This window comes from Teredinibacter sp. KSP-S5-2, from assembly GCF_032773895.1.
Classification (GTDB): Bacteria; Pseudomonadota; Gammaproteobacteria; order Pseudomonadales; family Cellvibrionaceae.
In genome coordinates, this window is the sequence record NZ_CP120416.1 from 1,117,330 (window position 1) to 1,140,953 (window position 23,624).

The following is a 23,624-nucleotide window of genomic DNA, read 5'->3' on the forward strand; positions in this document are numbered from 1 at the left end:
CGAATCTAAGCGGGCTATGAAAGTGTAGGAAGATATTTTTCGTTATAGATAATTTTGGCGCGTAAATCAATTCTAATGCATTTTTTGCTTACTATAATTTAACGATACAAACAAAAGTGTTGATATAAGTTTGAGTGATATTATCTGCTAGTGCTGAGTAATGGGAGCTAACGGTTTGTTTCTGCGAGGCAGTGAATTCAATGATAAATATAGAATCGGTTAAAGTTCAGGTGCAATCATTGAGCTTGAAAAGTTCATCCCTGTTGGCTGACATTGAGCACCGACCCGTTATAACTTAAGAGGAGTCCGCAGAAGTGAGTGACAGTGTAAAAGCTGCATGGATTGGAGCTGGCGCTACAGTTGTAGCTACGGGGATTACAGCAATTGCAGGACTGTATTTAGGTCTCTGGGCTCCGAAAGCTGCTTTAGAGTCGCCTAAGGTTTCAATAGCCTCGACAGGTTTTGACGGAGAATCTAAATCCGGTGAGAAGGCTTCTTCAAAAGATATTGAGAAACCTGAGAACAGCTTAGGTAAGATTTTTATTGGTATGGGAAGATCTTACGCAAATAGTTTATTTGGTGTTCCCGTAGTTGAGGTAAGTCACGAGTTCGATAATACCCTTGAACTCAACTACATGTTTAAAAAATTCTATCTTCAGCTGATTTTTAGTAAGAGTGGGTCGCTGACTTTTTATTCGGTGGTATCTAGAGATATGAATTTCACTCCCTGTATTCCCAAATTAGAAAAGTGTATTGGTGAAAATACGTTTTCACAAATGGCAGAGATAGAAGGTTTTTCTGGAAAGTATTCACATACATATCTATACAGCTACTTAACGTCAAAACACTATGGATATGGCGAGTATTTGTACCTTGGTAATGCCGGCGATTATCATAATTATTATCTTGGCTATAACTCCCTTGGTGCTGATTTCAGTAGTATCTTTCCATTTACAAAGTTTGGGAAGAGTGATTCTGAGTGGGAGTTATTTCGTGTTAAGCACAAACCAAATTCTTTTGGTGTAGGTGATATGAGTTCTATTGATGATAACAATCTGCATTATGAAATTGGTCCGGAATACTACACTTTTAGAAACCGCTAGTTTTGTTATAACAATCGCGTCAATTGGGACTGGCTTTCCGCTGGCGCTCCAAGCCAGCCCATTACGCGGGCGTTAGCTACCCAAGTAACCCTAGATCAATTTATAACTGCAGGAGTGATCATGAAAAAAGATTTATATATTTACCTTCAAGATGGCGATCAGGGTGTGTACAGCATCATAGGTCCAGTTGCTCACGAATTTGCAAATGACTGGCTGACAAAGGGAAATGATGCGCGTAGCGCAGGACATAATATTAAGGTGGTAGATTTTTGGGGTGATGAGTTGCAGGAATACCATGAACAAGCTAAATCACAGGGGCTTTCGGAGGTTGATTCTTTAGATATTTTAGACTCACCTAGAGATAGTAGCGTGGACTATAAAGGAAATCTTCCAAAATATGCCCAAGACTCTGCTAGGAATAAGCTCATAAAATTATTGTGCAAAGGGAAATGTAGGAAGACAGTCTTAGCGGAATTAAACGTGCCGTATCCAGGAAGGGAGCAGCTCAAAAAGGCTCCAATGGGGCAATACAAAGCTCGCTGCCTCAAATGTAATTCAGTGGCACAGGATAATTACAACTGGTATCGGGACTAAGTAACGTAGCATGTTGTTGACTGATTCTCCGTTGCACTCCAGCCGAAAATGCGGGCGATACACGGCCCCGCTCGCAGCTTAGTCTCGGCATGTTGTAGGAGAAAAATTTTTGTGGCGGGTTGTTGTCCGCGTAGTGCTGAAAACTGAATAAGAATTTAATTTAAATTATAAAGTGGTTGGCAAGAATAGGCGAGCGCGTCCGCCTATCAATCTGTTCCAAAAGTTCACCCCTGCGGGGTGACGTTGAGCACCGACCCGTTAGGAGCCATATGGAATTTAATTGGTTGTCATTTTTACTGGGTATAAGCCCCCTAGTAGTGGGACTTTTGCTAAATTTGATCTTAGATTTGAGATTGTCGCCAAAGCTGATATTTGTTCTGAGCAAAATGCCTACTCGAAGTATTTATCGAGATAATCCACCTAATCTAAGGGGGGAGTGGGATGTTTACTGGGCAAGTAACAGTATTAAATTTGAAAACGAAAAAGATCGTCACAAGACTGCAAATATCTATCAATTTAGTAAATATATTTATGCAGAATATGCGGCAGTGGATCAACGTTACCAATTGGTAGGAATTATTGAAGGAAGTTATATAACAGGCACTTGGTATAACAAAAAAGATAGGTTTGGTTATCGAGGTGCTTTTCAGTTGCGTATAGTAGATTCAAAAAAATTAGAGGGCAGATGGCTTGGCTATTCAAGTAACGGCAGTGATATAAATACAGATACGTATACGTGGAACAAAAATCCAGACTGATGAATGCTCCTAGCAAGCGGCTCAAATACGCTCCGTTTCACTCCGCCGGACGATCACTGCGTTCGTGCCGTTTAGCCGGGCGATACATGGCCTCGCTCGCTGCGCGACCTCGGCCATGTATCGGGTCGGTGCTCAATATTTTGTCGCAGATAGTTGTCCGCGCAGTGCTATAAATTGAGTAAGAATTAATTTTAAACTAAGAAGTGGTTGCAAGAATAGGCGAGCGCGTCCGCCTATCAATCTGCTCCAAAAGTTTACTCATTGATAGTTAACTCGTTTGAATTTGCGATCTAGGCCTATGGGAAAAAATAAGATTTTAGATAAATATTTAATACCGATATTGATGCCTATTATTACCGCAGCAATAGGTATTTATGGTGTCCATATGGGCCTATCCGCGTCTGAAAAAGCTCTTGATCGAGCTGCAAAGTTTCAGGTTAGCCATAACCTTCTAGAAATTAGACGTTCTCTTTTTGAAAGGGTGTCCATAATATATGCAAAACGAGATCTTGCAGAAACGCTTGAAAAGGAAATGGAATTTGGTTTTAATAATTCCAGTGAAATCTTATCTCGATTAAAAAAGGGAGCTGACAAAGGAGATGTTGCTTTTAAGCAAGTAAAACGTTCTAGAGACGCTGTTCAAGGCGTATTAGATTCTAAGAAAGAGCTAATAATTTTAAATTCTGAATATCATTCTGTGGTATCAATGATTAGTATTAGCTTTGGCCCTGAGACAAATAAAATAGTATCTAAAATCAACTCATCTAAAGATGTGTGGTGGCAGGTAAATTCGAATGAATTTGATTCTCTTATGCAGTCAATGCTAGATGAAATGTATTATGGTTTGTAAATTGAAACAAGTCGATCAACAAAGAATAGGCTTCCTGTCTATGGTTAATTCCTAATTTAAAAATCGGGGAAATTGGAGGGCGACTACTTTTGTCTATCAATTTACTCCAAAAGCTCACCCCTTCGGGGTGACATTGAGCACCGACCCGGTATGTGACGACGAATGAGTGAATTTACTAAGAATGTCCAAGAGTGGGCTTCAGAAATATCTGAAATAAGGGCTGTCATCCTATTTGGTAGTCGAGCGAGAGGCGATTGGCTGCCCGGTAGTGATTGGGATATATGTATTTTATTGGATGCAATGAATGTCGAGAACGGAGAGTGGTATGGTACTTGGTTCGCATACGCTGATTTGTGGCATGAAAGTTTTTGTAAGAAAGTGGGGTTGGAAAAAGCGGAAGTGCAATTTACAGCCCCTACTAGTAAAGCTGTTAAAAATGGTATAGCAAGGTCATCAAAAATACTTTATGTCAAAGATGTTGCGCCACATAACACCTATATGACCGAACCTGTCAAAGACCAATAGGAACCCAAAACGCTCGCCTACATAAAAGACCTTAGCTACAGCAGATATTTAAACTCTGAAACTGCCGCTTCGCTCTAGTTTTCTTATTTTTGCTGCTGGCGGTGTTTTGTACAATAAAAGGCAGGGCAAGGAGTGATTAAAATTTGGTCAGGGATCGAGAATGATGAGTGGGAAGCATTTGACTGTGCAATGACCATTATGATTGAAGAAATCTGCGCAAGGAGGCCGTCTTTTGGTGAGGGTGGTGCAAAGCATGGTTGTTTTTTAGATAGGCCCCTGTCTTTGCGGGGAGGCGGGCTAGAGGCTGTTATTACTTTATTAGAGGAAGTCTACGAGGTTTTATTTCAACATAGTGGTACAGCGGGAGCAAAAGCGATTGATTTATGATCGCAAAGAGCGTAGTTAAACAATATGATAAAATTACGTGCTGAGAATTTGTTTACAACGCCTTCCCGTACTTGTCCTGTGCATGGCGAATTCGTAATTTAAGAAAGAATTGGGAGCTGAAAGAGTCCGCGACAATGGCTTTCCCATGAATAATTTGAAAAATTTATCGTTCTTGAGCGCTGGTTTGTTGATGGTTTTTCCGATCTGGAAGAATGCGTTCTGTTTTGGTTGTAATAGTCTTTAAATTGATCAAGTTTTCGTTGTAAATCGGAACTGGTCCAAAATAAAGTGTGGTCAAGAAACTCTCTTCGAACAGTACCAATGATACGTTCAATAAATGGATGAGAGGTTGGAACACCGGGAAGTGATTTGACTTCTTTTATATCCAGGATATCGAGATTCGTCCACCAACGGTGAAACTCAAAAACTGGATCGTTATCCGAGCTTAAATACTTTGGTAATGTTTGTTTAAATCGAATCGCATTAAACATACGGCAGGCAGCAATACCGTTTATATCACCTTTTTGTGTGGCAAAACCAATAATACGTCGAGTGAATTGATTCATCACGACCATAACCCAATAACTATTCAATGTTGCCGATTCGCAGCGAAAGAAATCGAGGCTCCATAAACTATCCTTACAGTGTCCTAAAAACGTTAACCATGAAGGGCCTTGGTCATCTCCAGTTGGTTTATAGTGCTTATCTAACACTCGCCGAACAACATCTTTATTAATGTTGATTCCAAAAGCAAAATTGATTTGTTGTGCAATTCGAGGGTCTCCGAAACGAGGGTTTCGATATTTCATTTCCAGAATTGCATTAATAACATCTTGAGACGGCCCTTTAGGTCCAGGCTTTCTTTTGGGTTTTGATGAATAGAGCAGTTGGTATTTCTTTTCCTTAAGCGCTTTATGAAAACGAAGAATCGTGGCGGGTTTTAAAATAATGGCGTTTCGAATAATTCGTTGCAAACTCAAATACTGCGCGCACCAGCCAAGAATAAATCGGTCTTCCGGTGTTAGATTGGGTGACCGTTTATGTTTCCTGGACAGAACAAGAAGCTGCTTTCGTAAAGCAATGTTCTCAGCAACAATGGCTTTGGCTCCACCAGGAAGGAGAAGCCTGAATACCGTGGTCAACACAGACCAAAAAGAGAAGAGCCAAATTCGCATGGCGGGCGATCATATTCTATACAGGAAAATATGGCAAACAATCAATGAAGTGAGAATTATTACCAACACGCTCTGGTTGTCCATCCAGTTCTATTGGGAAATAGACATTTTTTCAAGAATGGGGTCTAATGAGAAACGAAAATGAATTCTGTGTTTTTCCAAGCGTTAGAAAGTAAGTTGTTGAAAACCAAGGAAAAACTGTCTCCTCATTGAGTGCATAGAAGACCCGGAAAGGTCTGTTATGTACTCAGGCAGCTTTTCCCCGGCCAAGAGCCTTCCTCAACCTAGCTTTCAGCTTGTTAACTCATTGAATTTAAAAAAGAAATTTTATGGGTGAGAATCGTTCTTATCCGGGTATATACGGAATTCCGTATAACATACTGATACACGGCCTCGCTCGCTGCGCGACCTCGGCCATATATCGGGTCGGTGCTCAATTTTTTGTCGCAGATAGTTGTCCGCGCAGTGCGATTAATTGGGTAAGAATTATATTTTATTTATGAGGTGGTTGGGAAGAATAGGCGAGCGCGTCCGCCTATCAATCTGCTCCAAAAGTTCACCCCTGCGGGGTGACATTGAGCACCGCCCCGTTACATTAAATAAGGAAGAAACATGAAGAAAATATTGTTATTTACTGTTTTGTCGGTATTAAGCGTTATGTCCAACGCAGCGGACAGAAAAAATGTTGTGGGTACTATTAAAAAAATTCAATTCATGGGGAAGAATTATACAAGCTATAGTACGAGTGGCGAAGCAATAGCATTTATATATATGGATGAGCTTCCGGTGTCTTGCGGAAATACAAATGGATTTCGTCGAGTGGCTATTACCTCGGAGCATCCTGCATATAGCGCGGTTGTTAGTGCCGCGTTAGCAGCCAAGGCATCGGGGCAGGTAGTGGATATGCATTACTTAGATGAATGCACTTTGTGGAACAGCAATGCATGGGACTTCTCCATTATTATGCTTGAATAATGTAACAAACGTAGGCAGGCGACCTGTATTCCGGCGCTTAATTTTTATGCCGATCGCTACGCTGGCATAAAACCCAATCGCCTACATACAGTCGCCTTCTACGGGCGATACACGGCCTCGCTCGTTGCGCGATCTCAGCCATGTATCGGGTCGGAGCTCAATTTTTGTCGCAGATAGTTGTCCGCGCAGTGCGATTAATTGAGAAAGAATTAAATTTAAATTATGAAGTGGTTGGCAAGAATAGGCGAGCGCGTCTGCCTATCAATCTGCTCCAAAAGTTCACCCCTGGGGGGGGATTGAGCTCCGACCTGTTCTGTTTAGTTGAGATAATGAAAGAGTTTAAGAAGTGGAAAGTTGTAGCAAAATGGGCTTGGTTGGTACTTGCCATCTGGGTGGCAATTAGCTTCTTCGAGCTAAGTGACGCTCATATTTACTATACGTTGATATCGTGGGCGATTATGGGGGTTATTGTATTTGCGAACATCCAAATGCTAAATGCAAAGTGTACTTCTTGCGGCAAACCTCTACTAATGCCAGTGCACTGGTGTGGTACGGCAATTTTTACAAATCCTGTTGTGTGTCGTAATTGTGGAGTAAGGCATAATGAATAGTTCAGGGGATAAGTAAAGCACGATACAAGCGACTTGTAGAGTGGGCGAAGAATAGATCCTTTCGGGTGTATACGGAACTCCTTATAGCGCAGTGTAATATCATATATAAAAACGAGTCGAAAAATGAGCTTTGAAATAGGTAAGGGGATATCTCTCAAAGAGCATATTCAAAGATGTATTAGAGGGGATACTCATTCAGAGTGGATGATCTTCTCCGGTATTGATCTCACTTTAGATATGCTGGTTTTTCCTGTGTATCTCGATGTCTGTGATTTATATTCGGATGAGTATGGCGAAATTGAAGATCAGGTTTTATCGCAAGGAGATGGTTATGGGAACCTGCTTAATGAAGACCAACTCCTAGACATTGTTAATAATCTATTGTCTCAGAGACATAACTATACGGACAAAGAGTTGGAAGCAGCATTAAACTACTACAGCAGATATGACACATTCATCGAATTGTAAGGTCATTATGAACGCATTAAAGCCGACCCAATAAGCAGACGCATAATTCTTATGAGTATCGAAGATATCTCAATCGAAACAGCTGAAGTTGATTGGCAAAAATGCCTTCAACATTGGTCGTGGATACTAAAAAAGTGTCCAGAGTTTAATATCCTTCTGGTAACAAAATTTGGTGAGATTTTCACTAAAGCTGATGACGGAGCTATTTGGTTTCTTAGTACTTCAAATGCTAGCTATGAGCCGGTGGCAAGCTCTCAAGAAGAATTGGCTAAGCTACTGGAAAATCAAGAAGAATATGAGTATTTCTTCATGCCTCGGATGATTTCTGTTTTAGAGCAAAGCCTCGGCCTGTTAGAGCATGGCAATTGCTACGGATTTCATGTGCCCTGCGTCTTTGAAGAATGCACCTTTGAGTCGAGTAATTTCAAGGTCATCTCCCTAGAAAGCTACCTCATCGGGTTGGGTGATATGCTTGGAAAACTACAGTCCACCCCAAGTGGAGAAAAGGTATTCATTCATGTTGAGGAATGATTTATCACCCGACGGTGATACTTGAAGGGGGCGATGTTGAGTATAAGTCGATGTCCGCTTTTGAGTTTTCGAAGCTTCGATTTAGTTCATGGTCAACAGTCCGATAATGGAACCCAAAATCCATTAGCAGTATGCTATAAACAAACATAAACGGTACGTTTGGGGTGACATTGAGCCGACCCGTTAAATCTTGAAAGGAATTGGATTCTATTATGAAAATTCATGTGAAGGAATGGAGTGCTTTACTAAGAATAATCGGCATCTTGCTGATAAACACCGCATGGTATTTTCAGTCGACTGTACTATCTGATTATTCCAAGATCCTTGCTTATTATGATAGCGTGCCTATCGAGAAGAAGCTTGATCATATTATCGTTGAACTCAGTAAGCCCGAATCTGAGCGTTTAAATGTAGATGCATCTGAGGTTATATTAGAAACGAAATTCCCTGGAAATGGCATTATTTCAGCACGAAATGGAGCAAATAGGGCAAGTAGCTTATATATAGCCATATTTATTTTGGGCTCCATATTTTTACTTATTCCGGAGCTTTTAGGGTTGTTTCTTTCAAAGAAGCAAATGAAGCGTTTGAGTAAATATTTTTAACAAGGCAAAGCACGCGACAAGCGCGTGTTTGCAGCGATACACGGCCTCGCTCGCTGCGCGACCTCGGCCATGTATCGGGTCGGTGCTCAATTTTTTGTCGCAGATAGTTGTCCGCGCAGTGCGATTAATTGAGAGAGAATTAATTTTAAACTAAGAAGTGGTTGGGAAGAATAGGCGAGCGCGTCCGCCTATCAATCTGCTCCAAAAGTTCACCCCTGCGGGGTGACATTGAGCACCGACCCGTTAAATTCGCTTAGCGAGTTGATCGATATATTTATGAATAATTACATCATAACCCTTATACTTTTTTGCTCATTATTATTACAAGCCTGCGATAAGTATGATAACAATCACATCGAAACAAATGATGTAGAAGGTGGGTTTCAGTCACAAGATGAAGGGAAGCCTTACTCAGAGGCGAATAACAGTGCTTTGAGCAAAGCAACTAAGCTAATTCAGGAAGAAAAGTATGTGGACGCTATAAAAATCTATGGCGAAATTATTGATCAAAGTCCAAATGAATACGCAGCTTATCATGGCTTAGGCACAGCATATTTTTATCTCAACGACTTCGCTTTAGCTAAGAGCAACTACGAAAAGGCTATATCGTTAAACAGCAAACTTAGTTACTCATATGCTGGCTTGGGTGTCTTAGCTAAAGAGAGTGAAAACTACACTGAAGCAATACATCATTACAGCACTGCGATTAGCATCAATAAAAAATTTGCGCTTGCATACTATGGTAGAGCTAGCACCTATGAGGACATCAATGAATATAATAGAGCTGCCAATGATTACAATGAAGTAATAAAATTAGCGCCAAACTCAAGCTTAAGTCAAAAAGCTAAACAAAAGCTTGTCGCAATAAAAAATTTAACAAGTCAAAGCACTCGGACATGGTAAAGCTGTCACCTTTTTTGTTCCAAAAAAGCCGCCAACTTCACCATGCCGGTGTTTGAGGCAACCAATACGAGACGATGATGAAACATATACTTTTTTCTGCTAGTGGGAAAATTCCTAATCGGGGGAAGTACTTCCTAATGTACGTATGTCTTTGCTTCTTTACACTTCTGTTTGCTATAGCAGTGTCTCAACTTGAGTCTCTAAAGGAGTATAGCTATTTGGTTTTTGCCGTCGTTGTTTTGGGCTCGATAGCTATCAGAAAAAGTATTCCTAATGCTTCAATTTCCTTGAGAAACGACGAAGACGGCGAGGGTGTTGTGATTGAGGGAAGCTTTGATAGTAAAAAAGTTAGTGTTACTGAAGGTTATAAACTAAAAGCCGTTGAAAATCGAGATGGCTCTATAGTATTTAATGTTGTTGGAGAAAAAGGAGAGGAGGTTTTAGCTCTAAAGGAGGGATTGTTTACAGAATCTAGCATAAAAAATATATCTCGTGCGGCGCAAGGTGTATTAAGTTCAAGCATAACGGAGCTAGACAATATTAAATCTTTAGAGAAAAATGACACTCCCAAATCAGTCTTATATCGTATTGTGGAGGAACCTTCAGCAGTCAAAGCTCAATGGTATTTCTTCGGTATGGTGATTATTACAATTGCCATATCATCGGTAATTATGGGTTAACAAGCGGCATCAGGCGGATCAACTTTTCGCTCCTGCGTCGCTACAAGTTGCCCGCTGTGCCGGGCGTTAGGCCAAAAAAGGGAGAACGGTACAAATGGGAATGACGGCAGAGGTTTTCGGAATCGGACCGTATAAAGAGTCTCTCGTTCAGTGTTATGAATACGATGAGCGTTACTACCGTGGAACAGTTGAAGGGGCCATAATTACAGTTAGACTATTTGGTATTTATGAGGGCTCTACAGTAAGTAGGGAGTTTGCTTCGTTCCTCGGGATCAATGATGCTTGGGATTTTAACCAGCATAAGATTGATCCATCTAAAGTGGATAAAGAAGGGTTGATTGATTTCGGTAATAGATATACCGACTACGATGAGAATTGTGAATATTTTTTAAAGTTACTTGATGCTGGTTATGAATTTCATTTTTTGCCTAATGGGTAAAGGCCTAACAAGGGGCTGTTTAGCGACCAATATTTGCTCCGGCCAAAAAGCGGCCTCCACAAATACCGACGCAAAAGCTGAGCGATACACGGCCTCGCTTGCTGCGCGACCTCGGCCATGTATCGGGTCGGCGCTCAATTTTTTGTCGCAGATAGTTGTCCGCGCAGTGCGATTAATTGGGTAAGAACTAAATTTTATTTATGAAGTGGTTGGCGAGAATAGGCCAGCGCGTCCGCCTATCAATCTGCTCCAAAAGTTCACCCCTTCGGGGTGACATTGAGCACCGACCCGTTAGCTCTATAGGAGTATTGAGTGAATACTAACGAAGGGAGAGTGTATTTTGCTCTAGAAGGAGATGACTTTGACCCTGACGAAGTGACTAAATTTCTTGGAATTGAGCCGACTTCAATCAAACGTAAAGGTTCTAAAGTCCCAGGTAAAATTCCAAAAATGAATTCGTGGCAGTTCTCTACAGAGAATATTGTTAACGACTTCATTGATGTATTTGAAATGTCTACCGAGATCGTTACCAAGCTTAAGCCTAAGAAAGATCTCATATTGGAAGCAATGAAACGGTTTAATGCTTCGCCAAGATTTGAAGTAGTCTTATGGTTTTCCATGAATGAAGAGCACTCAACTCCGGCAATAGGTTTCGAAGTTGAAACAGTAGAATTTTTAGGTGAAATCGGTGCGTTCGTTGATATTGATACATATAAGCACTAAAGCAAAAGAGCTAACACCTATATGGCCGAACCTGTACATGGCGAATTGTTAATTTAGATATAGAGCCAGAAAGCGATTGAGTGAATTCGGGTTGTCTAGGCAACTTTGAGGTAGCAATATCTTTATTGGAGTAAGTTGGAAAAAGCTAAATGTGGCGCTTGGAGCCTATATTGCGGCCATTATTTATTCATATTGTGATAAGAGTGGATTGACAGAAACTTACCGAAATGATCAAATTTTGACTTACGGTATCGAGGGTTCGAGATTTCAATCGGTAGTGGGAAGGGGTACAGGTAGATGGATTGAAGAAAAAACATTCTATCTGTATGATTGTAGAGCGATTTTTGCTTTGTGTTGGTGCGTTGCTTTTTTCGAAAAGTGTACCCTCCACCCCGCCATCATTATGGAAACGTCGAGACATGAGATCTCGGCGTTTTGGTTTCTAGACCCCAGTAACTGCGGGCTCTAGCGGCGAGTTGCTTAGATATTCCCCAATTTTACGCCCCGCTTATTTCTCGAACAAAACGTACAAAAACCTCTCAAACTCTCAAAAAATCTCCATTTTTCCCCAAAACAGAGGTATTTCGAGATACCTCCGAAACCCCTTTTAAATCAATAAGTTAAATTCCCCACGAAAAAAGGTTTTTTCGGCAACTGGGGGTGAGGTGGATTTCTCGAACTCTCGATATCTTCCAGCAAACAGTACCTAGGAATCCGACTCCTGCTGACAAATAAAATATTGCACTGAGAGTTGAGATAAATGGCTTACTGCCTTTTTACTGTCGCCTAAAATCATATCTAGTTGATTGATTTTGTTATATTTTTAACCTTTCGGATAATGCATTAGTTGCTAAGACTTATGGGAAAAGTAGTCTATCAATTCAAGACAATTAACGATCTGAGTGAGGTTATAAAGGAGTATGAGACGCTTTTGATGCGTCCTACGAGAAGGTATAGTCATCCAACACTTTATCGTTATAGGGATGTAGGGAAAAACGAGAAACTGTTATCGGGTGTGCGAGTTAAAGACTGGTTATTTTCGCATGATCAACATTGGGTATTACCTCACGATCAAATGGGCCTATCTTTTTCATCCACATATAAAAATTTAAAAGATGTGTATCGTTTAAAGAGCAAGCACAATCCAGGTAAGAAACTTGATGTTTACTGGGTACTCGAAACATCAAATATTCCACTAGGCTTAAAATTTGTTCCAGACCGAAACAAAAAGGGCCATTACTTTTTAACGGTAACCGAAGCTACGCCGTTAAGCCAATTAGTAATTAAGTTGAAAATGCTCGCACACAGGATGACAAGAATGAAAAATGTGGGGTTTGACTGATGATCAAATACCGATATAGCGAAGAACTCGAAATTGCTACGTATTACGCAAAGAAGTTACATGACGATGCAGTCCTCTCTATTCTAAAAAATGGAACAGTGGAAAATTCTGCGGACGCAGTACGTTTAAGCGAGTTTTTTTGGAATATGGTCGATGCATCGATCATCGACGAACAGAAAGACGTTGCGTTACCCTGGCCCGAAGGCGCTGAGTATTGGAACGAAAAAATTATGACATCAATCTCAGGTTATCTAGAAAATGCGGGATATGGAAGTGAGTGGGAAAGCATATCTGATAAGCAATAGCTATTTTGTGAGAAAAGAACAATTGAGAATGATAGAGACTTTTACTCATCAGCAGAGTTGTTTGAATTAAAACAACCAGATAGTCGTTATCTGTAAAGGACAAATGATGAAAAAAATATCCCTTTTTGTTGCTTTGTTATTGGGTGGTTGTACTGCAATAGAGATTAAACAAGTAGAGTCTTCTCATAACATGGATCATGTGTGTATTGAATACAATGCTAAAGTTACCATCGACGAATTTGTAAGAATCGTTGAAGACATTTTTCAAGATCATGGTATTACTACTGAGGTATATAAAGGACTAACTCCAGAGAATTGTAATTTTAAACTAACGTATACTGCCCTGAGATCATGGGATTTAACGCCATATTTGAGTCACGCTGAGCTACGATTGTTCAAAGGAAATGAGCGAATTGGTTATGCTGAGTACCATCTAAAAGGAAAGGGTGGGCTAGCACTGAATAAGTGGGCCAGCGTGAAAACTAAAATGACACCGGTAGTAAACCGGCTTTTGGCACAATATTGAATACAGAAGTCTTCAGGAAAAAAATTGATTCAGCAAAGACCGGGCGATGTCCTTGAAATAGAATTTGAAGGTGGGTATTACTACCTGGTTGTTATTACAAAAATCATCGAATTTGGTGGGAATATCGTTTATGCCTTTCATGGGGATGGTAGCAAGAAAGACAACTTCAATGCTTCGTTGGATAGTCCTGGCTTCAATATCTGTACAGACTTATTAATGCCCAAAACACAAGGTCAAGTTAGGCGTATAAGTAAAGTAATAAATGTCCAAGACTATTTGGTGTCCAAGATGAGGAGGTCAACGCATCCCCTTAAAGTAGGGGAGAAAGCAAAAGAATGGTGGCTTCGCCCTATAGATGGATCGAAATCATCAGTGAAAAGGGTAAAGAAACTAACAAAAGAACAAGAGATGGCAATGGACGGAGGCACTTACTCGTTCGATCTCGTGGTAGAAAAAATTTAATGGGATATAAACCAAACCAAAATTTATTTATTGATAGGGGATGGATTAGAAATACTTTTTTCAAGTCTTGATTTGTGTATGTTCTATGCCACCTTGTAGCTTTAAAAGGGGAGTCTGGAGAGTAAGTTATGGTGCCATAAATTGAGTGAGAATTACTTAAATGCTAAGGCGTCATATTTCCTTCATTGAAACACTATGAAGATTCATTTTACAAAAGCTGAGTATAAGCAGCTACTAGATTTGGCCTTTATCGGGCATTGGGTTATGACAGCCCATGAAGCTGGTGGTGTTAAAAACCCTTATGATGCTATCGAGCAGAAAATCTATAGTCATGCCAAGGCTATGGGATGCGAGGATTATGTTGACTATGATAAGGCCAGCGATTGGTATTACAACACTGCACTGCTCGAAGAGGAGTTGATGGGCTTTCTAGATGAGTACGAAAGGCAGGCGTTCCTAAATCAGTTTTGATGGGCGTAGTTACTTAGAGCGAAGTTTGAAGAGGAATATTATGAACTTCGGCTTTCGACACATTGCGGAAGTTAACAGGAATGAATGTCTATAGGCCGTTAACGACCCAAAGCAGTCATCTAGCTAAAAAGGTGTTTTGAATGATTAACCTTCTCCCAGAAATGACACTTATTGAAAATTCAATTGCGCAAGATCTTGAGAAAATATTATATGCTCACCCTGATTATGTTGAGAATTCTACCGAGTATGTATTAAGTGGAGGAAGTATGATGATCGTTCCTCAACAGTTAGATATCACTGAAGAGGAGTTTCGTCCTCATTACGAATTAGCTGCTCGCGTATTTCAAGAAAATATTGAAGCGGTTTTGGCTAAATACAAATAAATGAACATTAGCTATAACAAGGTGGTGTTGTCGCCTTCGCCTGGGATCTCCGTTCCGCTTGTGCTCCACTCCGCCTGTTCATGGCGAATTCGTAATTTAAGAAGGAATTGGGAGTTGGAAGAGTCCTCGACAGTGACTTTCCCATGAATAATTTGAAAAATTCATGGTTGTTGAGCACTGATTTGTTGGAGGTTTTCCCGATCTGGAAGAGTGCGTTCTGTTTTGGTTGTAATAGTCTTTAAATTGATCGAGTTTTCGTTGTAAATCGGAACTGGTCCAAAATAAAGTGTGATCAAGAAGCTCTCTTCGAACAGTACCAATGATACGTTCAATAAATGGATGAGAGGTTGGAACACCGGGAAGTGATTTGACTTCTTCTATATCCAGCATATCGAGATTCGTCCACCAGCGATGAAATTCAAATACCGGATCGTTATCCGAGCTTAAATACTTTGGTAATGTTTGTTTAAATCGAATCGCATTAAACATACGGCAGGCAGCAATACCGTTTAGATCACCTTTTTGTGTGGCAAAACCAATAATACGTCGAGTGAATTGATCCATCACGACCATAACCCAATAACTATTCAATGTTGCCGATTCGCAGCGAAAGAAATCAAGACTCCATAAACTGTCTTTGCAATGACCAAGAAACGTTAACCATGAAGGGCCTTGATCATTTCCAGTTGGCTTATAGTGCTTATCCAATACTCGCCGAACAACATCTTTATTAATGTTGATTCCAAAAGCAAAATTGATTTGTTGTGCAATTCGAGGGTCTCCGAAACGAGGGTTTCGATATTTCATTTCCAGAATTGCATTAATCAATTGAGAAGAAGGTCCCTTCGGCCCTGGTTTACGTTTGGGTTTTGATGAATAGAGCAGTTGGTATTTCTTTTCTTTAAGCGCTTTGTGAAAACGAAGAATCGTGGCGGGTTTTAAAATAATGGCGTTTCGAATAACTCGTTGAAAACTCAAATACTGAGCACACCAGCCAAGAATAAATCGGTCTTCCGGTGTTAGATTGGGTGACCGTTTATGTTTCCTGGACAGAACAAGAAGCTGCTTTCGTAAAGCAATGTTCTCAGCAACAATGGCTTTGGCTCCACCAGGAAGGAGAAGCCTGAATACCGTGGTCAACACAGACCAAAAAGAGAAGAGCCAAATTCGCATGGCGGGCGATCATATTCTATACAGGAAAATATGGCAAACAATCAATGAAGTGAGAATTATTGCCAACACGCTCTGGTTGTCCATCCAGTTCTATTCGGAAATAGACATTTTTTCAAGAATGGGGTCTAATGAGAAACGAAAATGAATTCTGTGTTTTTCCAAGCGTTAGAAAGTAAGTTGTTGAAAACCAAGGAAAAACTGTCTCCTCATTGAGTGCATAGAAGACCCGGAAAGGTCTGTTATGTACTCAGGCAGCTTTTCCCCGGCCAAGAGTCCCCTCAACCTAGCTTTCAGCTTGTTAACTCATTGAATTTAAATAAGAAATTTTATGGGTGAGAATCGTTCTTATCCGGGTATATACGGAATTCCGTATAACATACTGATACACGGCCTCGCTCGCTGCGCGACCTCGGCCATGTATCGGGTCGGTGCTCAATTTTTTGTCGCAGATAGTTGTCCGCGCAGTGCTATAAATTGAGTAAAAATTAATTTTAAACTAAGAAGTGGTTGGAAAGAATAGGCGAGCGCGTCCGCCTATCAATCTGCTCCAAAAGTTCACCCCTGTGCATGGCGAATTCGTAATTTAAGAAGGAATTGGGAGCTGAAAGAGTCCGCGACAGTGACTTTCCCACGAATAATTTGAAAAATTCATCGTTCTTGAGCGCTGGTTTGTTGGTGGTTTTTCCGATCTGGAAGAATGCGTTCTGTTTTGGTTGTAATAGTCTTTAAATTGATCGAGTTTTCGTTGTAAATCGGAGCTAGTCCAAAATAAAGTGTGATCAAGAAACTCTCTTCGAACTGTACCGATGATACGTTCAATAAATGGATGAGAGGTTGGAACACCGGGAAGTGATTTGACTTCTTCTATATCCATCATGTCGAGGTTTGTCCACCAACGGTGAAACTCAAATACAGGATCGTTATCCGAGCTTAAATACTTTGGTAATGTTTGTTTAAATCGAATCGCATTAAACATCCTGCAGGCAGCAACACCGTTTAGATCACCCTTTTGTGTAGCAAAGCCAACAATACGGCGAGTGAATTGATCCATCACGACCATAACCCAATAACTATTCAACGTCGCAGATTCGCAGCGAAAGAAATCGAGGCTCCATAAACTATCCTTACAGTGTCCTAAAAACGTTAACCATGAAGGGCCTTGGTCATTTCCAGTTGGTTTATAGTGCTTATCCAATACCCGGCGAACAACATCTTTATTGATGTTGATTCCAAAAGCAAAATTGATTTGTTGTGCAATTCGAGGGTCTCCGAAACGAGGGTTTCGATATTTCATTTCCAGAATTGCATTAATAACATCTTGAGACGGCCCTTTAGGTCCAGGCTTTCTTTTGGGTTTTGATGAATAGAGCAGTTGGTATTTTTTTTCTTTAAGCGCTTTATGAAAACGAAGAATTGTGGCGGGTTTTAAAATAATCGCGTTTCGAATAATTCGTTGAAAACTTAAATATTGCGCGCACCAGCCAAGAATAAATCGGTCTTCCGGTGTTAGATTGGGTGAGCGTTTATGCTTTCTGGACAGAACAAGAAGCTGCTTTCGTAAAGCAATGTTTTCCGCAACAAGGGCTTTAGCTCCACTAGGAAGTAGAGACTTGAATACCGTGGTCAACACAGACCAAAAAGAGAAGAGCCAAATTCGCATGGCGGGCGATCATATTCTATACAGGAAAATATGGCAAACAATCAATGAAGTGAGAATTATTGCCAACACGCTCTGGTTGTCCATCCAGTTCTATTGGGAAATAGACATTTTTTCAAGAATGGGGTCTAATGAGAAACGAAAATGAATTCTGTGTTTTTCCAAGCGTTAGAAAGTAAGTTGTTGAAAACCAAGGAAAAACTGTCTCCTCATTGAGTGCATAGAAGACCCGGAAAGGTCTGTTATGTACTCAGGCAGCTTTTCCTCGGCCAAGAGCCTTCCTCAACCTAGCTTTCAATTTGTTAACTCATTGAATTTAAATAAGAAATTTTATGGGTGAGAATCGTTCTTATCCGGGTATATACGGAATTCCGTATAATATACTGATACACGGCCTCGCTCGCTGCGCGACCTCGGCCATGTATCGGGTCGGTGCTCAATTTTTTGTCGCAGATAGTTGTCCGCGCAGTGCTATAAATTGAGTAAGAATTAATTTTAAACTAAGAAGTGGTTGGCGAGAATAGGCGAGCGCGTCCGCCTATCAATCTGCTCCAAAAGTTCACCCCTGCGGGGTGACATTGAGCACCGACCCGTTATGTGCTCCCAAGAGTGAGTATCTTATTTAAAGAATGTGGTCATGGCTGAAGACGAGAGTAATCGAAATATGATTAAACTAAAATCAGCTGAAATATACTGGAATCCAGATGATTCCAAAATTAACTCCATCTTAAGTAATGGAGAGGTAGAAATAGAGAATATGAATAAGGAAGATATCGAATATCTTGTAAAGGAGCTTGATAGAAGGCTTTGCCAGCTATGGGATAAGGTCGCATTTGAGCGTGATAATGGGTTAGTTGATTACTCTAAATTTAATAGTTGCTGCAAAGATAACAGTAAATAGTTAATTTGCACTAAATTTTAATATTGCCATGAACCACATGCTTAACAAGAGCTGGCACATAACAAAGTGCTCAAACCGATGCCAAACACTCCGCACCTTTTGTGTTTCGCTTCACTCAGTATTACACAAAAGATGCTCCGTGCTTGTCACGGTTTAGCAAGGCGATACACGGCCTCGCTCGCTGCGCGACCTCGGCCATGTATCGGATCGGTGCTCAATTTTTTGTTGCAGATAGTTGTCCGCGCAGCGCTATAAATTGAGTAAAAATTAATTTTGAACTAAGAAGTGGTTGGCGAGAATAGGCGAGCGCGTCCGCCTATCAATCTGCTCCAAAAGTTCACCCCTGTGGGGTGACATTGAGCACCGACCCGTTATGTTTTAGGAGATAGCGAATAACTATGGAAATACAGCCAAGGCATGTTGTTTGTATCCTGAACAATGATCAGGATGTCATTAGAAATCTGTGCAAGGAATACCCTGGGTTTGAATATGACGAGGAATATTCTCATGGCCATTTCCAAGAAGGAATGAGTACTGCTTTTGCAGCGTCTATGGAGTGCTTAATACCGTCCTTTGTACTAGAAGATCAGGAATCCATATACAAGCATACAGCTGTAAACTACGTCCTTTCTCCGAGAATGCGGAAAGAAGATGCGGTAGATATATCACAAAGAATGCTCTCATTTGTTGCGGAGGCATTTGAATTGGGGGCACTAGCTGTCAAAGGAGAGAGTTCAGGTATAGCGCACGGGAAGTTACGGTGGTTGGAGCTTTCAGAGCGCTCAAAAGAACCTGAAAACCAATTAAGTTCCCTATACCGAGCATGGGTACGATTACCAATTTCTGGCGAAAGTAAACTCTATTCCGTTGGAATGCATTTAATCGGAATGAAAGATGTTGAAATAAACAACGGCGATTCCGCAATTGATGATTTGGATATGTTCCTATTGTACCTAGTTGTAGATAGAGCTGAACCTAATATTAGGAACGGACAAACATTTAGTAAAGACAATAAATCAATGCTTTATACAATTAATGGCATTGACTGTAGCCGATATGAAAACGATGACTTTTTCTATAATCCATATGGTTTATGGTCGCTTACAAGTAAATAAACATAACAAAAATAGCCAAGGCGACGCCAAAAAGCGACGCGCTTGCTATTGGCGATACACGGCCTCGCTCGCTGAGCGACCTCGGCCATGTATCGGGTCGGTGCTCAATTTTTTGTCGCAGACAGTTGTCCGCGCAGTGCTATAAATTGAGTAAAAATTAATTTTAAACTAAGAAGTGGTTGGAAAGAATAGGCTAGCGCGTCCGCCTATCAATCTGCTCCAAAAGTTCACTCCTTCGGGGTGACATTGAGCACCGACCCGTTAGGCATAAAATCATGCGAAAAATGGATATCACCGTCTCAGAAATACTTGAAGCACATGCGGAAGGGCTCTTTTTAAAGTCAGAGGTGGTTTCAAGACTAATAACTGCAAGCGTATATTTTGAGCCGGAAGAAATAATTAATCAGATTTCTGGAGATTTAATAAACGAGATACGAGAGCGCGTTAAAACTCCACCAAAAACAGCCAATGAAATATATCATCTTGGTGGCAAAAACTATTCTGCAAAGGTGTCTTCTGAAGAAATAAAGGCGTTGGAAGAGCTGGAAAAAGTTGTAAGCTTCGCCGGATATTGGAGAATGCATGTATATTTTAAACATGCCTAACAAGGCCATCTTGCGTCGCACTGCTACTCAAGCGCTGGACAAATTTTCCATGGCCCTTTTTTGTGGTTTAACGCTACGCTACCACAGAACGGTCCATTCCAAATTTGCGGCAAATGGCGGCGATACACGGCCTCGCTCGCTGAGCGACCTCGGCCATGTATCGGGTCGGTGCTCAATTTTTTGTCGCAGACAGTTGTCCGCGCAGTGCTATAAATTGAGTAAAAATTAATTTTAAGATAAGAAGTGGTTGGCAAGAATAGGCAAGCGCGTCCGCCTATCAATCTGCTCCATAAGTTCACCCCTGGGGGGCTCCGGCCTGTTATGTTTAGTTGAGATAATGAAAGAGTTTAAGAAGTGGAAAGTTGTAGCTAAATGGGCTTGGTTGGTACTTGCCATCTGGGTGGCAATTACCTTCTTCGTGCTAAGTGACACTCATATTTACTATACGTTGATATCGTGGGCGATTATGGGGGTTATTGTATTTGCGAACATCCAAATGCTAAATGCAAAGTGTACTTCTTGCGGTAAACCTCTACTAATGCCAGCGCACTGGTGTGGTACGGCAATTTTTACAAATCCTGTTGTGTGTCGTAATTGTGGAGTAAGGCATAATGAATAGTTCAGGGGATAAGTAAAGCACGATACAAGCGACTTGTAGAGTGGGCGAAGAATAGATCCTCTCGGGTGTATACGGAACTCCTTATAGCGCAGTGTAATATCATATATAAAAACGAGTCGAAAAATGAGCTTTGAAATAGGTAAGGGGATATCTCTCAAAGAGCATATTCAAAGATGTATTAGAGGGGATACTCATTCAGAGTGGATGATCTTCTCCGGTATTGATCTCACCTTAGATATGCTGGTTTTTCCTGTGTATCTCGATGTCTGTGATTTATATTCGGATGAGTATGGCGAAATTGAAGATCAGGTTTTATCGCAAGGAGATGGTTATGGGAACCTGCTTAATGAAAACCAACTCCTAGACATTGTTAATAATCTATTGTCTCAGAGACATAACTATACGGACAAAGAGTTGGAAGCAGCATTAAACTACTACAGCAGATATGACACATTCATCGAATTGTAAGGTCATTATGAACGCATTAAAGCCGACCCAATAAGCAGACGCATAATTCTTATGAGTATCGAAGATATCTCAATCGAAACAGCTGAAGTTGATTGGCAAAAATGCCTTCAACATTGGTCGTGGATACTAAAAAAGTGTCCAGAGTTTAATATCCTTCTGGTAACAAAATTTGGTGAGATTTTCACTAAAGCTGATGACGGAGCTATTTGGTTTCTTAGTACTTCAAATGCTAGCTATGAGCCGGTGGCAAGCTCTCAAGAAGAATTGGCTAAGCTACTGGAAAATCAAGAAGAATATGAGTATTTCTTCATGCCTCGGATGATTTCTGTTTTAGAGCAAAGCCTCGGCCTGTTAGAGCATGGCAATTGCTACGGATTTCATGTGCCCTGCGTCTTTGAAGAATGCACCTTTGAGTCGAGTAATTTCAAGGTCATCTCCCTAGAAAGCTACCTCATCGGTTTGGGTGATATGCTTGGAAAACTACAGTCTACCCCAAGTGGAGAAAAGATATTCATTCATGTTGAGGAATGATTTATCACCCGACGGTGATACTTGAAGGGGGCGATGTTGAGTATAAGTCGATGTCCGCTTTTGAGTTTTCGAAGTTTCGATTTAGTTCATGGTCAACAGTCCGATAATGGAACCCAAAATCCATTAGCCGTATGCTATAAACAAACATAAACGGTACGTTTGGGGTGACATTGAGCACCGACCCGTTATGCAATCAAACTAGAAAGGAACATTTATGTATATTTGGAAAACTAGATCCTTAGCCGAGGATATAAAAAACAACAGAATCAGTTCAAATGAATGGAAGAAGTATTACTTAGCTGTTTCGATATTTATGACAGTGTCTTTGTATTTGTTAATGCTATCACCACGTGAAAATACAACAGCTGTATTAGTTGAATCTATTGCAATGGTGGGTATACTTATTTTTGGGGTTAGTTTTACATATCGATCAAATATGGGCGATGACGGGGTTGACTATATTTCTAGGATGACGGCGTTGACATTTCCAATTTTAATTAAGCTATTCTTGATATCATTATTAGGTGGAGTAGTAATCGGCGTCTTAAGCGAAGCTCTATCTTTCTCAATTACGGTACTAGAATGGAGTACGACCTTTTTTTCTATTCTAATACAAGTTATTTTCTTTTGGCGTATCAATATATTTCTTAAGTATATAAATGCATAACAAAGCCATAAAAAAACACGCTTTCAGCGCTGGACTCGCTAAAGCTCCCCTTTTATGGCGACCCGTTAGAGGAAGACTATCTGATTGCTCGAGGTGGAGATGATCTGTTTTACCCTAGTCCAGGTAATGATGGGATTCTGGGCGGGGCAGGTGATGACGTTGTTCTGTTGAGTGGGGATAGATCCGAGTATAGTGTGATATCAGAAAATACCGGTTATCGAATTGTTGGGCTTGATGGAAATGATTACATCTATAATGTCGAAGTGTTGCGATTTGCCGATTCGGATCTACGATTTTCCGAATTAGGGTTGTGAAACACTGAAATGATCATATTAGTTGTAAAATAATCGTTTCGGCGGTTTGTACGAAAGTCGCAGTGGTTATTAATCTATTCATATATCTGTTCTTATTCGTTTACTCCTCTAAATAATTCACATTAAAATTACCGTCCAAGCTGTGTTCATGAAACCAATGTCATGATTCTATAACTGCGGAGTTATGGTGATAAATATATGTCGATCAAAACTAACAAATTCAATTATAAATCGTATTTTACTTACAGTGCACTACATTACCTATTTCGTATTATCGTTACTGGTAGTCTTGCACTTTTGTTAACTGGTTGCCTCGATCGAAAGCCGGGAGGTAGCGAAAAGCCTGTTTCTGTTGAAGTATCGATAAAAAATCAAGCCGATCTATGGGATCTGGCAATTGTTAATAAAGACCGTACAGCGATACTATCGAATATGGCGGAAGAATTTCGTCAGATTGATGGTACAGGAAATATAAAAAAAAAAGCGGAATTTGTTGATGGATTGATGTCTCCTCGATTGGAAATTCGACCTTATACCGTGGAAGATTATGATCTTCGTGTATATGGTGATGTGGCATTGCTTAGCGGTAGAACTCGAATGAAAGGAAAATATGACGGGGAGGATTTTACTGCTCATTATCGATATATTGATGTTTATGTTAAACGTTTAGGAGAATGGAAGATAGTGAGCGTTCAAATTACAGAACTATCAAACTGATTGAGAATACGTTAATTTGGTATGTGCCCAACCTGTCCCTG

General features: G+C 40.6%; 31 protein-coding genes. 28 read left to right on the forward strand and 3 right to left on the reverse strand.

What is annotated here, in order from left to right; genetic code table 11:
- Positions 1-314: 314 nt before the first annotated feature.
- From P5V12_RS05290 to P5V12_RS05315, 6 genes are all read left to right on the forward strand, one after another.
- Positions 315-1,103, forward strand: a complete 789-nt coding sequence (locus P5V12_RS05290) for an ETEC_3214 domain-containing protein (protein WP_316956226.1) — start codon at positions 315-317, stop codon at positions 1,101-1,103.
- A gap of 120 nt (positions 1,104-1,223) precedes the next feature.
- Positions 1,224-1,697: a hypothetical protein gene (locus P5V12_RS05295; RefSeq protein ID WP_316956228.1), complete on the forward strand. Its 474-nt coding sequence runs from the start codon at positions 1,224-1,226 to the stop codon at positions 1,695-1,697.
- Positions 1,698-1,966: 269 nt separating this feature from the next.
- The gene (locus P5V12_RS05300; protein ID WP_316956229.1) at positions 1,967-2,455 is read left to right on the forward strand and encodes a hypothetical protein; all 489 of its coding nucleotides are present in this window, start codon (positions 1,967-1,969) and stop codon (positions 2,453-2,455) included.
- Positions 2,456-2,753: 298 nt separating this feature from the next.
- On the forward strand, positions 2,754-3,305 hold the full coding sequence (locus P5V12_RS05305) for a hypothetical protein (protein ID WP_316956231.1): 552 nt from the start codon (positions 2,754-2,756) through the stop codon (positions 3,303-3,305).
- 162 nt (positions 3,306-3,467) lie between these two features.
- Positions 3,468-3,830 (forward strand): nucleotidyltransferase domain-containing protein, encoded by a 363-nt coding sequence (locus P5V12_RS05310; RefSeq protein WP_316956232.1) that lies wholly within the window; start codon positions 3,468-3,470, stop codon positions 3,828-3,830.
- Positions 3,831-3,962: 132 nt separating this feature from the next.
- Positions 3,963-4,217 (forward strand): hypothetical protein, encoded by a 255-nt coding sequence (locus tag P5V12_RS05315; protein WP_316956234.1) that lies wholly within the window; start codon positions 3,963-3,965, stop codon positions 4,215-4,217.
- Positions 4,218-4,315: 98 nt separating this feature from the next.
- On the opposite strand, the gene P5V12_RS05320 is transcribed toward P5V12_RS05315, so the two are convergent.
- Entirely contained in the window at positions 4,316-5,392 is a 1,077-nt protein-coding gene (locus P5V12_RS05320; RefSeq protein WP_316956235.1) for an integrase core domain-containing protein, read from the reverse strand.
- A 612-nt stretch (positions 5,393-6,004) separates the two neighbouring features.
- Here P5V12_RS05320 and P5V12_RS05325 point away from each other — a divergent pair.
- The 15 genes from P5V12_RS05325 to P5V12_RS05395 all read left to right on the forward strand — a co-directional run bounded on the left by P5V12_RS05325 (position 6,005) and on the right by P5V12_RS05395 (position 14,816).
- Positions 6,005-6,367 (forward strand): hypothetical protein, encoded by a 363-nt coding sequence (locus P5V12_RS05325; protein ID WP_316956237.1) that lies wholly within the window; start codon positions 6,005-6,007, stop codon positions 6,365-6,367.
- Between the two features lie 164 nt (positions 6,368-6,531).
- A complete protein-coding gene (locus tag P5V12_RS05330) occupies positions 6,532-6,978 on the forward strand; it encodes a hypothetical protein (protein WP_316956238.1) in 447 nt (148 codons plus the stop codon).
- Positions 6,979-7,101: 123 nt separating this feature from the next.
- On the forward strand, positions 7,102-7,446 hold the full coding sequence (locus P5V12_RS05335) for a hypothetical protein (RefSeq protein WP_316956240.1): 345 nt from the start codon (positions 7,102-7,104) through the stop codon (positions 7,444-7,446).
- 51 nt (positions 7,447-7,497) lie between these two features.
- Complete coding sequence (locus P5V12_RS05340) at positions 7,498-7,977, forward strand: hypothetical protein (protein ID WP_316956242.1); 480 nt, start codon at positions 7,498-7,500, stop codon at positions 7,975-7,977.
- Between the two features lie 212 nt (positions 7,978-8,189).
- Positions 8,190-8,582, forward strand: a complete 393-nt coding sequence (locus tag P5V12_RS05345; protein WP_316956243.1) for a hypothetical protein — start codon at positions 8,190-8,192, stop codon at positions 8,580-8,582.
- A gap of 276 nt (positions 8,583-8,858) precedes the next feature.
- Positions 8,859-9,485 carry a tetratricopeptide repeat protein gene (locus P5V12_RS05350; RefSeq protein ID WP_316956245.1) on the forward strand — a complete coding sequence of 209 codons (627 nt, stop codon included), beginning with the start codon at positions 8,859-8,861 and terminating at the stop codon, positions 9,483-9,485.
- A gap of 218 nt (positions 9,486-9,703) precedes the next feature.
- Positions 9,704-10,165 (forward strand): hypothetical protein, encoded by a 462-nt coding sequence (locus P5V12_RS05355; protein WP_316956248.1) that lies wholly within the window; start codon positions 9,704-9,706, stop codon positions 10,163-10,165.
- Positions 10,166-10,259: 94 nt separating this feature from the next.
- Positions 10,260-10,604, forward strand: a complete 345-nt coding sequence (locus P5V12_RS05360; protein WP_316956250.1) for a hypothetical protein — start codon at positions 10,260-10,262, stop codon at positions 10,602-10,604.
- Between the two features lie 312 nt (positions 10,605-10,916).
- Positions 10,917-11,327 (forward strand): DUF4279 domain-containing protein, encoded by a 411-nt coding sequence (locus tag P5V12_RS05365; RefSeq protein ID WP_316956251.1) that lies wholly within the window; start codon positions 10,917-10,919, stop codon positions 11,325-11,327.
- A gap of 859 nt (positions 11,328-12,186) precedes the next feature.
- On the forward strand, positions 12,187-12,669 hold the full coding sequence (locus tag P5V12_RS05370; RefSeq protein WP_316956253.1) for a hypothetical protein: 483 nt from the start codon (positions 12,187-12,189) through the stop codon (positions 12,667-12,669).
- The gene (locus P5V12_RS05375) at positions 12,669-12,974 is read left to right on the forward strand and encodes a hypothetical protein (protein ID WP_316956255.1); all 306 of its coding nucleotides are present in this window, start codon (positions 12,669-12,671) and stop codon (positions 12,972-12,974) included. Before P5V12_RS05370 ends, P5V12_RS05375 begins: the two co-directional genes overlap by 1 nt.
- Positions 12,975-13,077: 103 nt before the next feature.
- A complete protein-coding gene (locus P5V12_RS05380) occupies positions 13,078-13,500 on the forward strand; it encodes an Sbal_3080 family lipoprotein (RefSeq protein WP_316956257.1) in 423 nt (140 codons plus the stop codon).
- Between the two features lie 24 nt (positions 13,501-13,524).
- Positions 13,525-13,962 (forward strand): hypothetical protein, encoded by a 438-nt coding sequence (locus P5V12_RS05385; RefSeq protein WP_316956259.1) that lies wholly within the window; start codon positions 13,525-13,527, stop codon positions 13,960-13,962.
- A gap of 264 nt (positions 13,963-14,226) precedes the next feature.
- Positions 14,227-14,433, forward strand: coding sequence for a hypothetical protein (locus P5V12_RS05390; protein WP_316956261.1), 207 nt, complete (start codon positions 14,227-14,229; stop codon positions 14,431-14,433).
- A 140-nt stretch (positions 14,434-14,573) separates the two neighbouring features.
- Entirely contained in the window at positions 14,574-14,816 is a 243-nt protein-coding gene (locus tag P5V12_RS05395; RefSeq protein WP_316956263.1) for a hypothetical protein, read from the forward strand.
- 96 nt (positions 14,817-14,912) lie between these two features.
- Here P5V12_RS05395 and P5V12_RS05400 read toward each other — a convergent pair whose 3' ends face one another.
- A complete protein-coding gene (locus P5V12_RS05400; RefSeq protein ID WP_316956265.1) occupies positions 14,913-15,989 on the reverse strand; it encodes an integrase core domain-containing protein in 1,077 nt (358 codons plus the stop codon).
- A 583-nt stretch (positions 15,990-16,572) separates the two neighbouring features.
- Complete coding sequence (locus tag P5V12_RS05405; RefSeq protein ID WP_316956267.1) at positions 16,573-17,649, reverse strand: integrase core domain-containing protein; 1,077 nt, start codon at positions 17,647-17,649, stop codon at positions 16,573-16,575.
- A gap of 634 nt (positions 17,650-18,283) precedes the next feature.
- Here P5V12_RS05405 and P5V12_RS05410 point away from each other — a divergent pair.
- From P5V12_RS05410 to P5V12_RS05440, 7 genes are all read left to right on the forward strand, one after another.
- Positions 18,284-18,547 (forward strand): hypothetical protein, encoded by a 264-nt coding sequence (locus P5V12_RS05410; protein ID WP_316956268.1) that lies wholly within the window; start codon positions 18,284-18,286, stop codon positions 18,545-18,547.
- 398 nt (positions 18,548-18,945) lie between these two features.
- A complete protein-coding gene (locus tag P5V12_RS05415) occupies positions 18,946-19,662 on the forward strand; it encodes a hypothetical protein (RefSeq protein ID WP_316956269.1) in 717 nt (238 codons plus the stop codon).
- A gap of 275 nt (positions 19,663-19,937) precedes the next feature.
- Positions 19,938-20,267, forward strand: coding sequence for a hypothetical protein (locus P5V12_RS05420; protein WP_316956270.1), 330 nt, complete (start codon positions 19,938-19,940; stop codon positions 20,265-20,267).
- A gap of 742 nt (positions 20,268-21,009) precedes the next feature.
- Entirely contained in the window at positions 21,010-21,354 is a 345-nt protein-coding gene (locus tag P5V12_RS05425; RefSeq protein WP_316956271.1) for a hypothetical protein, read from the forward strand.
- Positions 21,355-21,405: 51 nt separating this feature from the next.
- Positions 21,406-21,885, forward strand: coding sequence for a hypothetical protein (locus tag P5V12_RS05430; RefSeq protein ID WP_316956272.1), 480 nt, complete (start codon positions 21,406-21,408; stop codon positions 21,883-21,885).
- Positions 21,886-22,099: 214 nt separating this feature from the next.
- Positions 22,100-22,552: a hypothetical protein gene (locus P5V12_RS05435; RefSeq protein WP_316956274.1), complete on the forward strand. Its 453-nt coding sequence runs from the start codon at positions 22,100-22,102 to the stop codon at positions 22,550-22,552.
- 512 nt (positions 22,553-23,064) lie between these two features.
- A complete protein-coding gene (locus P5V12_RS05440) occupies positions 23,065-23,583 on the forward strand; it encodes a nuclear transport factor 2 family protein (protein WP_316956276.1) in 519 nt (172 codons plus the stop codon).
- Positions 23,584-23,624: the final 41 nt, after the last annotated feature.

Bases quoted from the DNA above. Each gene is read 5' to 3' on its own strand.
- P5V12_RS05360 (WP_316956250.1), top strand. From the start codon at position 10,260: ATGGGAATGACGGCAGAGGTTTTCGGAATCGGACCGTATAAAGAGTCT.
- P5V12_RS05440 (WP_316956276.1), top strand. From the start codon at position 23,065: ATGTCGATCAAAACTAACAAATTCAATTATAAATCGTATTTTACTTAC.
- P5V12_RS05415 (WP_316956269.1), top strand. From the start codon at position 18,946: ATGGAAATACAGCCAAGGCATGTTGTTTGTATCCTGAACAATGATCAG.
- P5V12_RS05410 (WP_316956268.1), top strand. From the start codon at position 18,284: ATGGCTGAAGACGAGAGTAATCGAAATATGATTAAACTAAAATCAGCT.
- P5V12_RS05350 (WP_316956245.1), top strand. From the start codon at position 8,859: ATGAATAATTACATCATAACCCTTATACTTTTTTGCTCATTATTATTA.
- P5V12_RS05320 (WP_316956235.1), bottom strand. From the start codon at position 5,392: ATGCGAATTTGGCTCTTCTCTTTTTGGTCTGTGTTGACCACGGTATTC.
- P5V12_RS05300 (WP_316956229.1), top strand. From the start codon at position 1,967: ATGGAATTTAATTGGTTGTCATTTTTACTGGGTATAAGCCCCCTAGTA.
- P5V12_RS05390 (WP_316956261.1), top strand. From the start codon at position 14,227: ATGACAGCCCATGAAGCTGGTGGTGTTAAAAACCCTTATGATGCTATC.
- P5V12_RS05405 (WP_316956267.1), bottom strand. From the start codon at position 17,649: ATGCGAATTTGGCTCTTCTCTTTTTGGTCTGTGTTGACCACGGTATTC.
- P5V12_RS05295 (WP_316956228.1), top strand. From the start codon at position 1,224: ATGAAAAAAGATTTATATATTTACCTTCAAGATGGCGATCAGGGTGTG.
- P5V12_RS05325 (WP_316956237.1), top strand. From the start codon at position 6,005: ATGAAGAAAATATTGTTATTTACTGTTTTGTCGGTATTAAGCGTTATG.
- P5V12_RS05430 (WP_316956272.1), top strand. From the start codon at position 21,406: ATGAGTATCGAAGATATCTCAATCGAAACAGCTGAAGTTGATTGGCAA.
- P5V12_RS05310 (WP_316956232.1), top strand. From the start codon at position 3,468: ATGAGTGAATTTACTAAGAATGTCCAAGAGTGGGCTTCAGAAATATCT.
- P5V12_RS05435 (WP_316956274.1), top strand. From the start codon at position 22,100: ATGTATATTTGGAAAACTAGATCCTTAGCCGAGGATATAAAAAACAAC.
- P5V12_RS05345 (WP_316956243.1), top strand. From the start codon at position 8,190: ATGAAAATTCATGTGAAGGAATGGAGTGCTTTACTAAGAATAATCGGC.
- P5V12_RS05400 (WP_316956265.1), bottom strand. From the start codon at position 15,989: ATGCGAATTTGGCTCTTCTCTTTTTGGTCTGTGTTGACCACGGTATTC.
- P5V12_RS05420 (WP_316956270.1), top strand. From the start codon at position 19,938: ATGCGAAAAATGGATATCACCGTCTCAGAAATACTTGAAGCACATGCG.
- P5V12_RS05425 (WP_316956271.1), top strand. From the start codon at position 21,010: ATGAGCTTTGAAATAGGTAAGGGGATATCTCTCAAAGAGCATATTCAA.
- P5V12_RS05375 (WP_316956255.1), top strand. From the start codon at position 12,669: ATGATCAAATACCGATATAGCGAAGAACTCGAAATTGCTACGTATTAC.
- P5V12_RS05395 (WP_316956263.1), top strand. From the start codon at position 14,574: ATGATTAACCTTCTCCCAGAAATGACACTTATTGAAAATTCAATTGCG.
- P5V12_RS05370 (WP_316956253.1), top strand. From the start codon at position 12,187: ATGGGAAAAGTAGTCTATCAATTCAAGACAATTAACGATCTGAGTGAG.
- P5V12_RS05380 (WP_316956257.1), top strand. From the start codon at position 13,078: ATGATGAAAAAAATATCCCTTTTTGTTGCTTTGTTATTGGGTGGTTGT.
- P5V12_RS05340 (WP_316956242.1), top strand. From the start codon at position 7,498: ATGAGTATCGAAGATATCTCAATCGAAACAGCTGAAGTTGATTGGCAA.
- P5V12_RS05335 (WP_316956240.1), top strand. From the start codon at position 7,102: ATGAGCTTTGAAATAGGTAAGGGGATATCTCTCAAAGAGCATATTCAA.
- P5V12_RS05305 (WP_316956231.1), top strand. From the start codon at position 2,754: ATGGGAAAAAATAAGATTTTAGATAAATATTTAATACCGATATTGATG.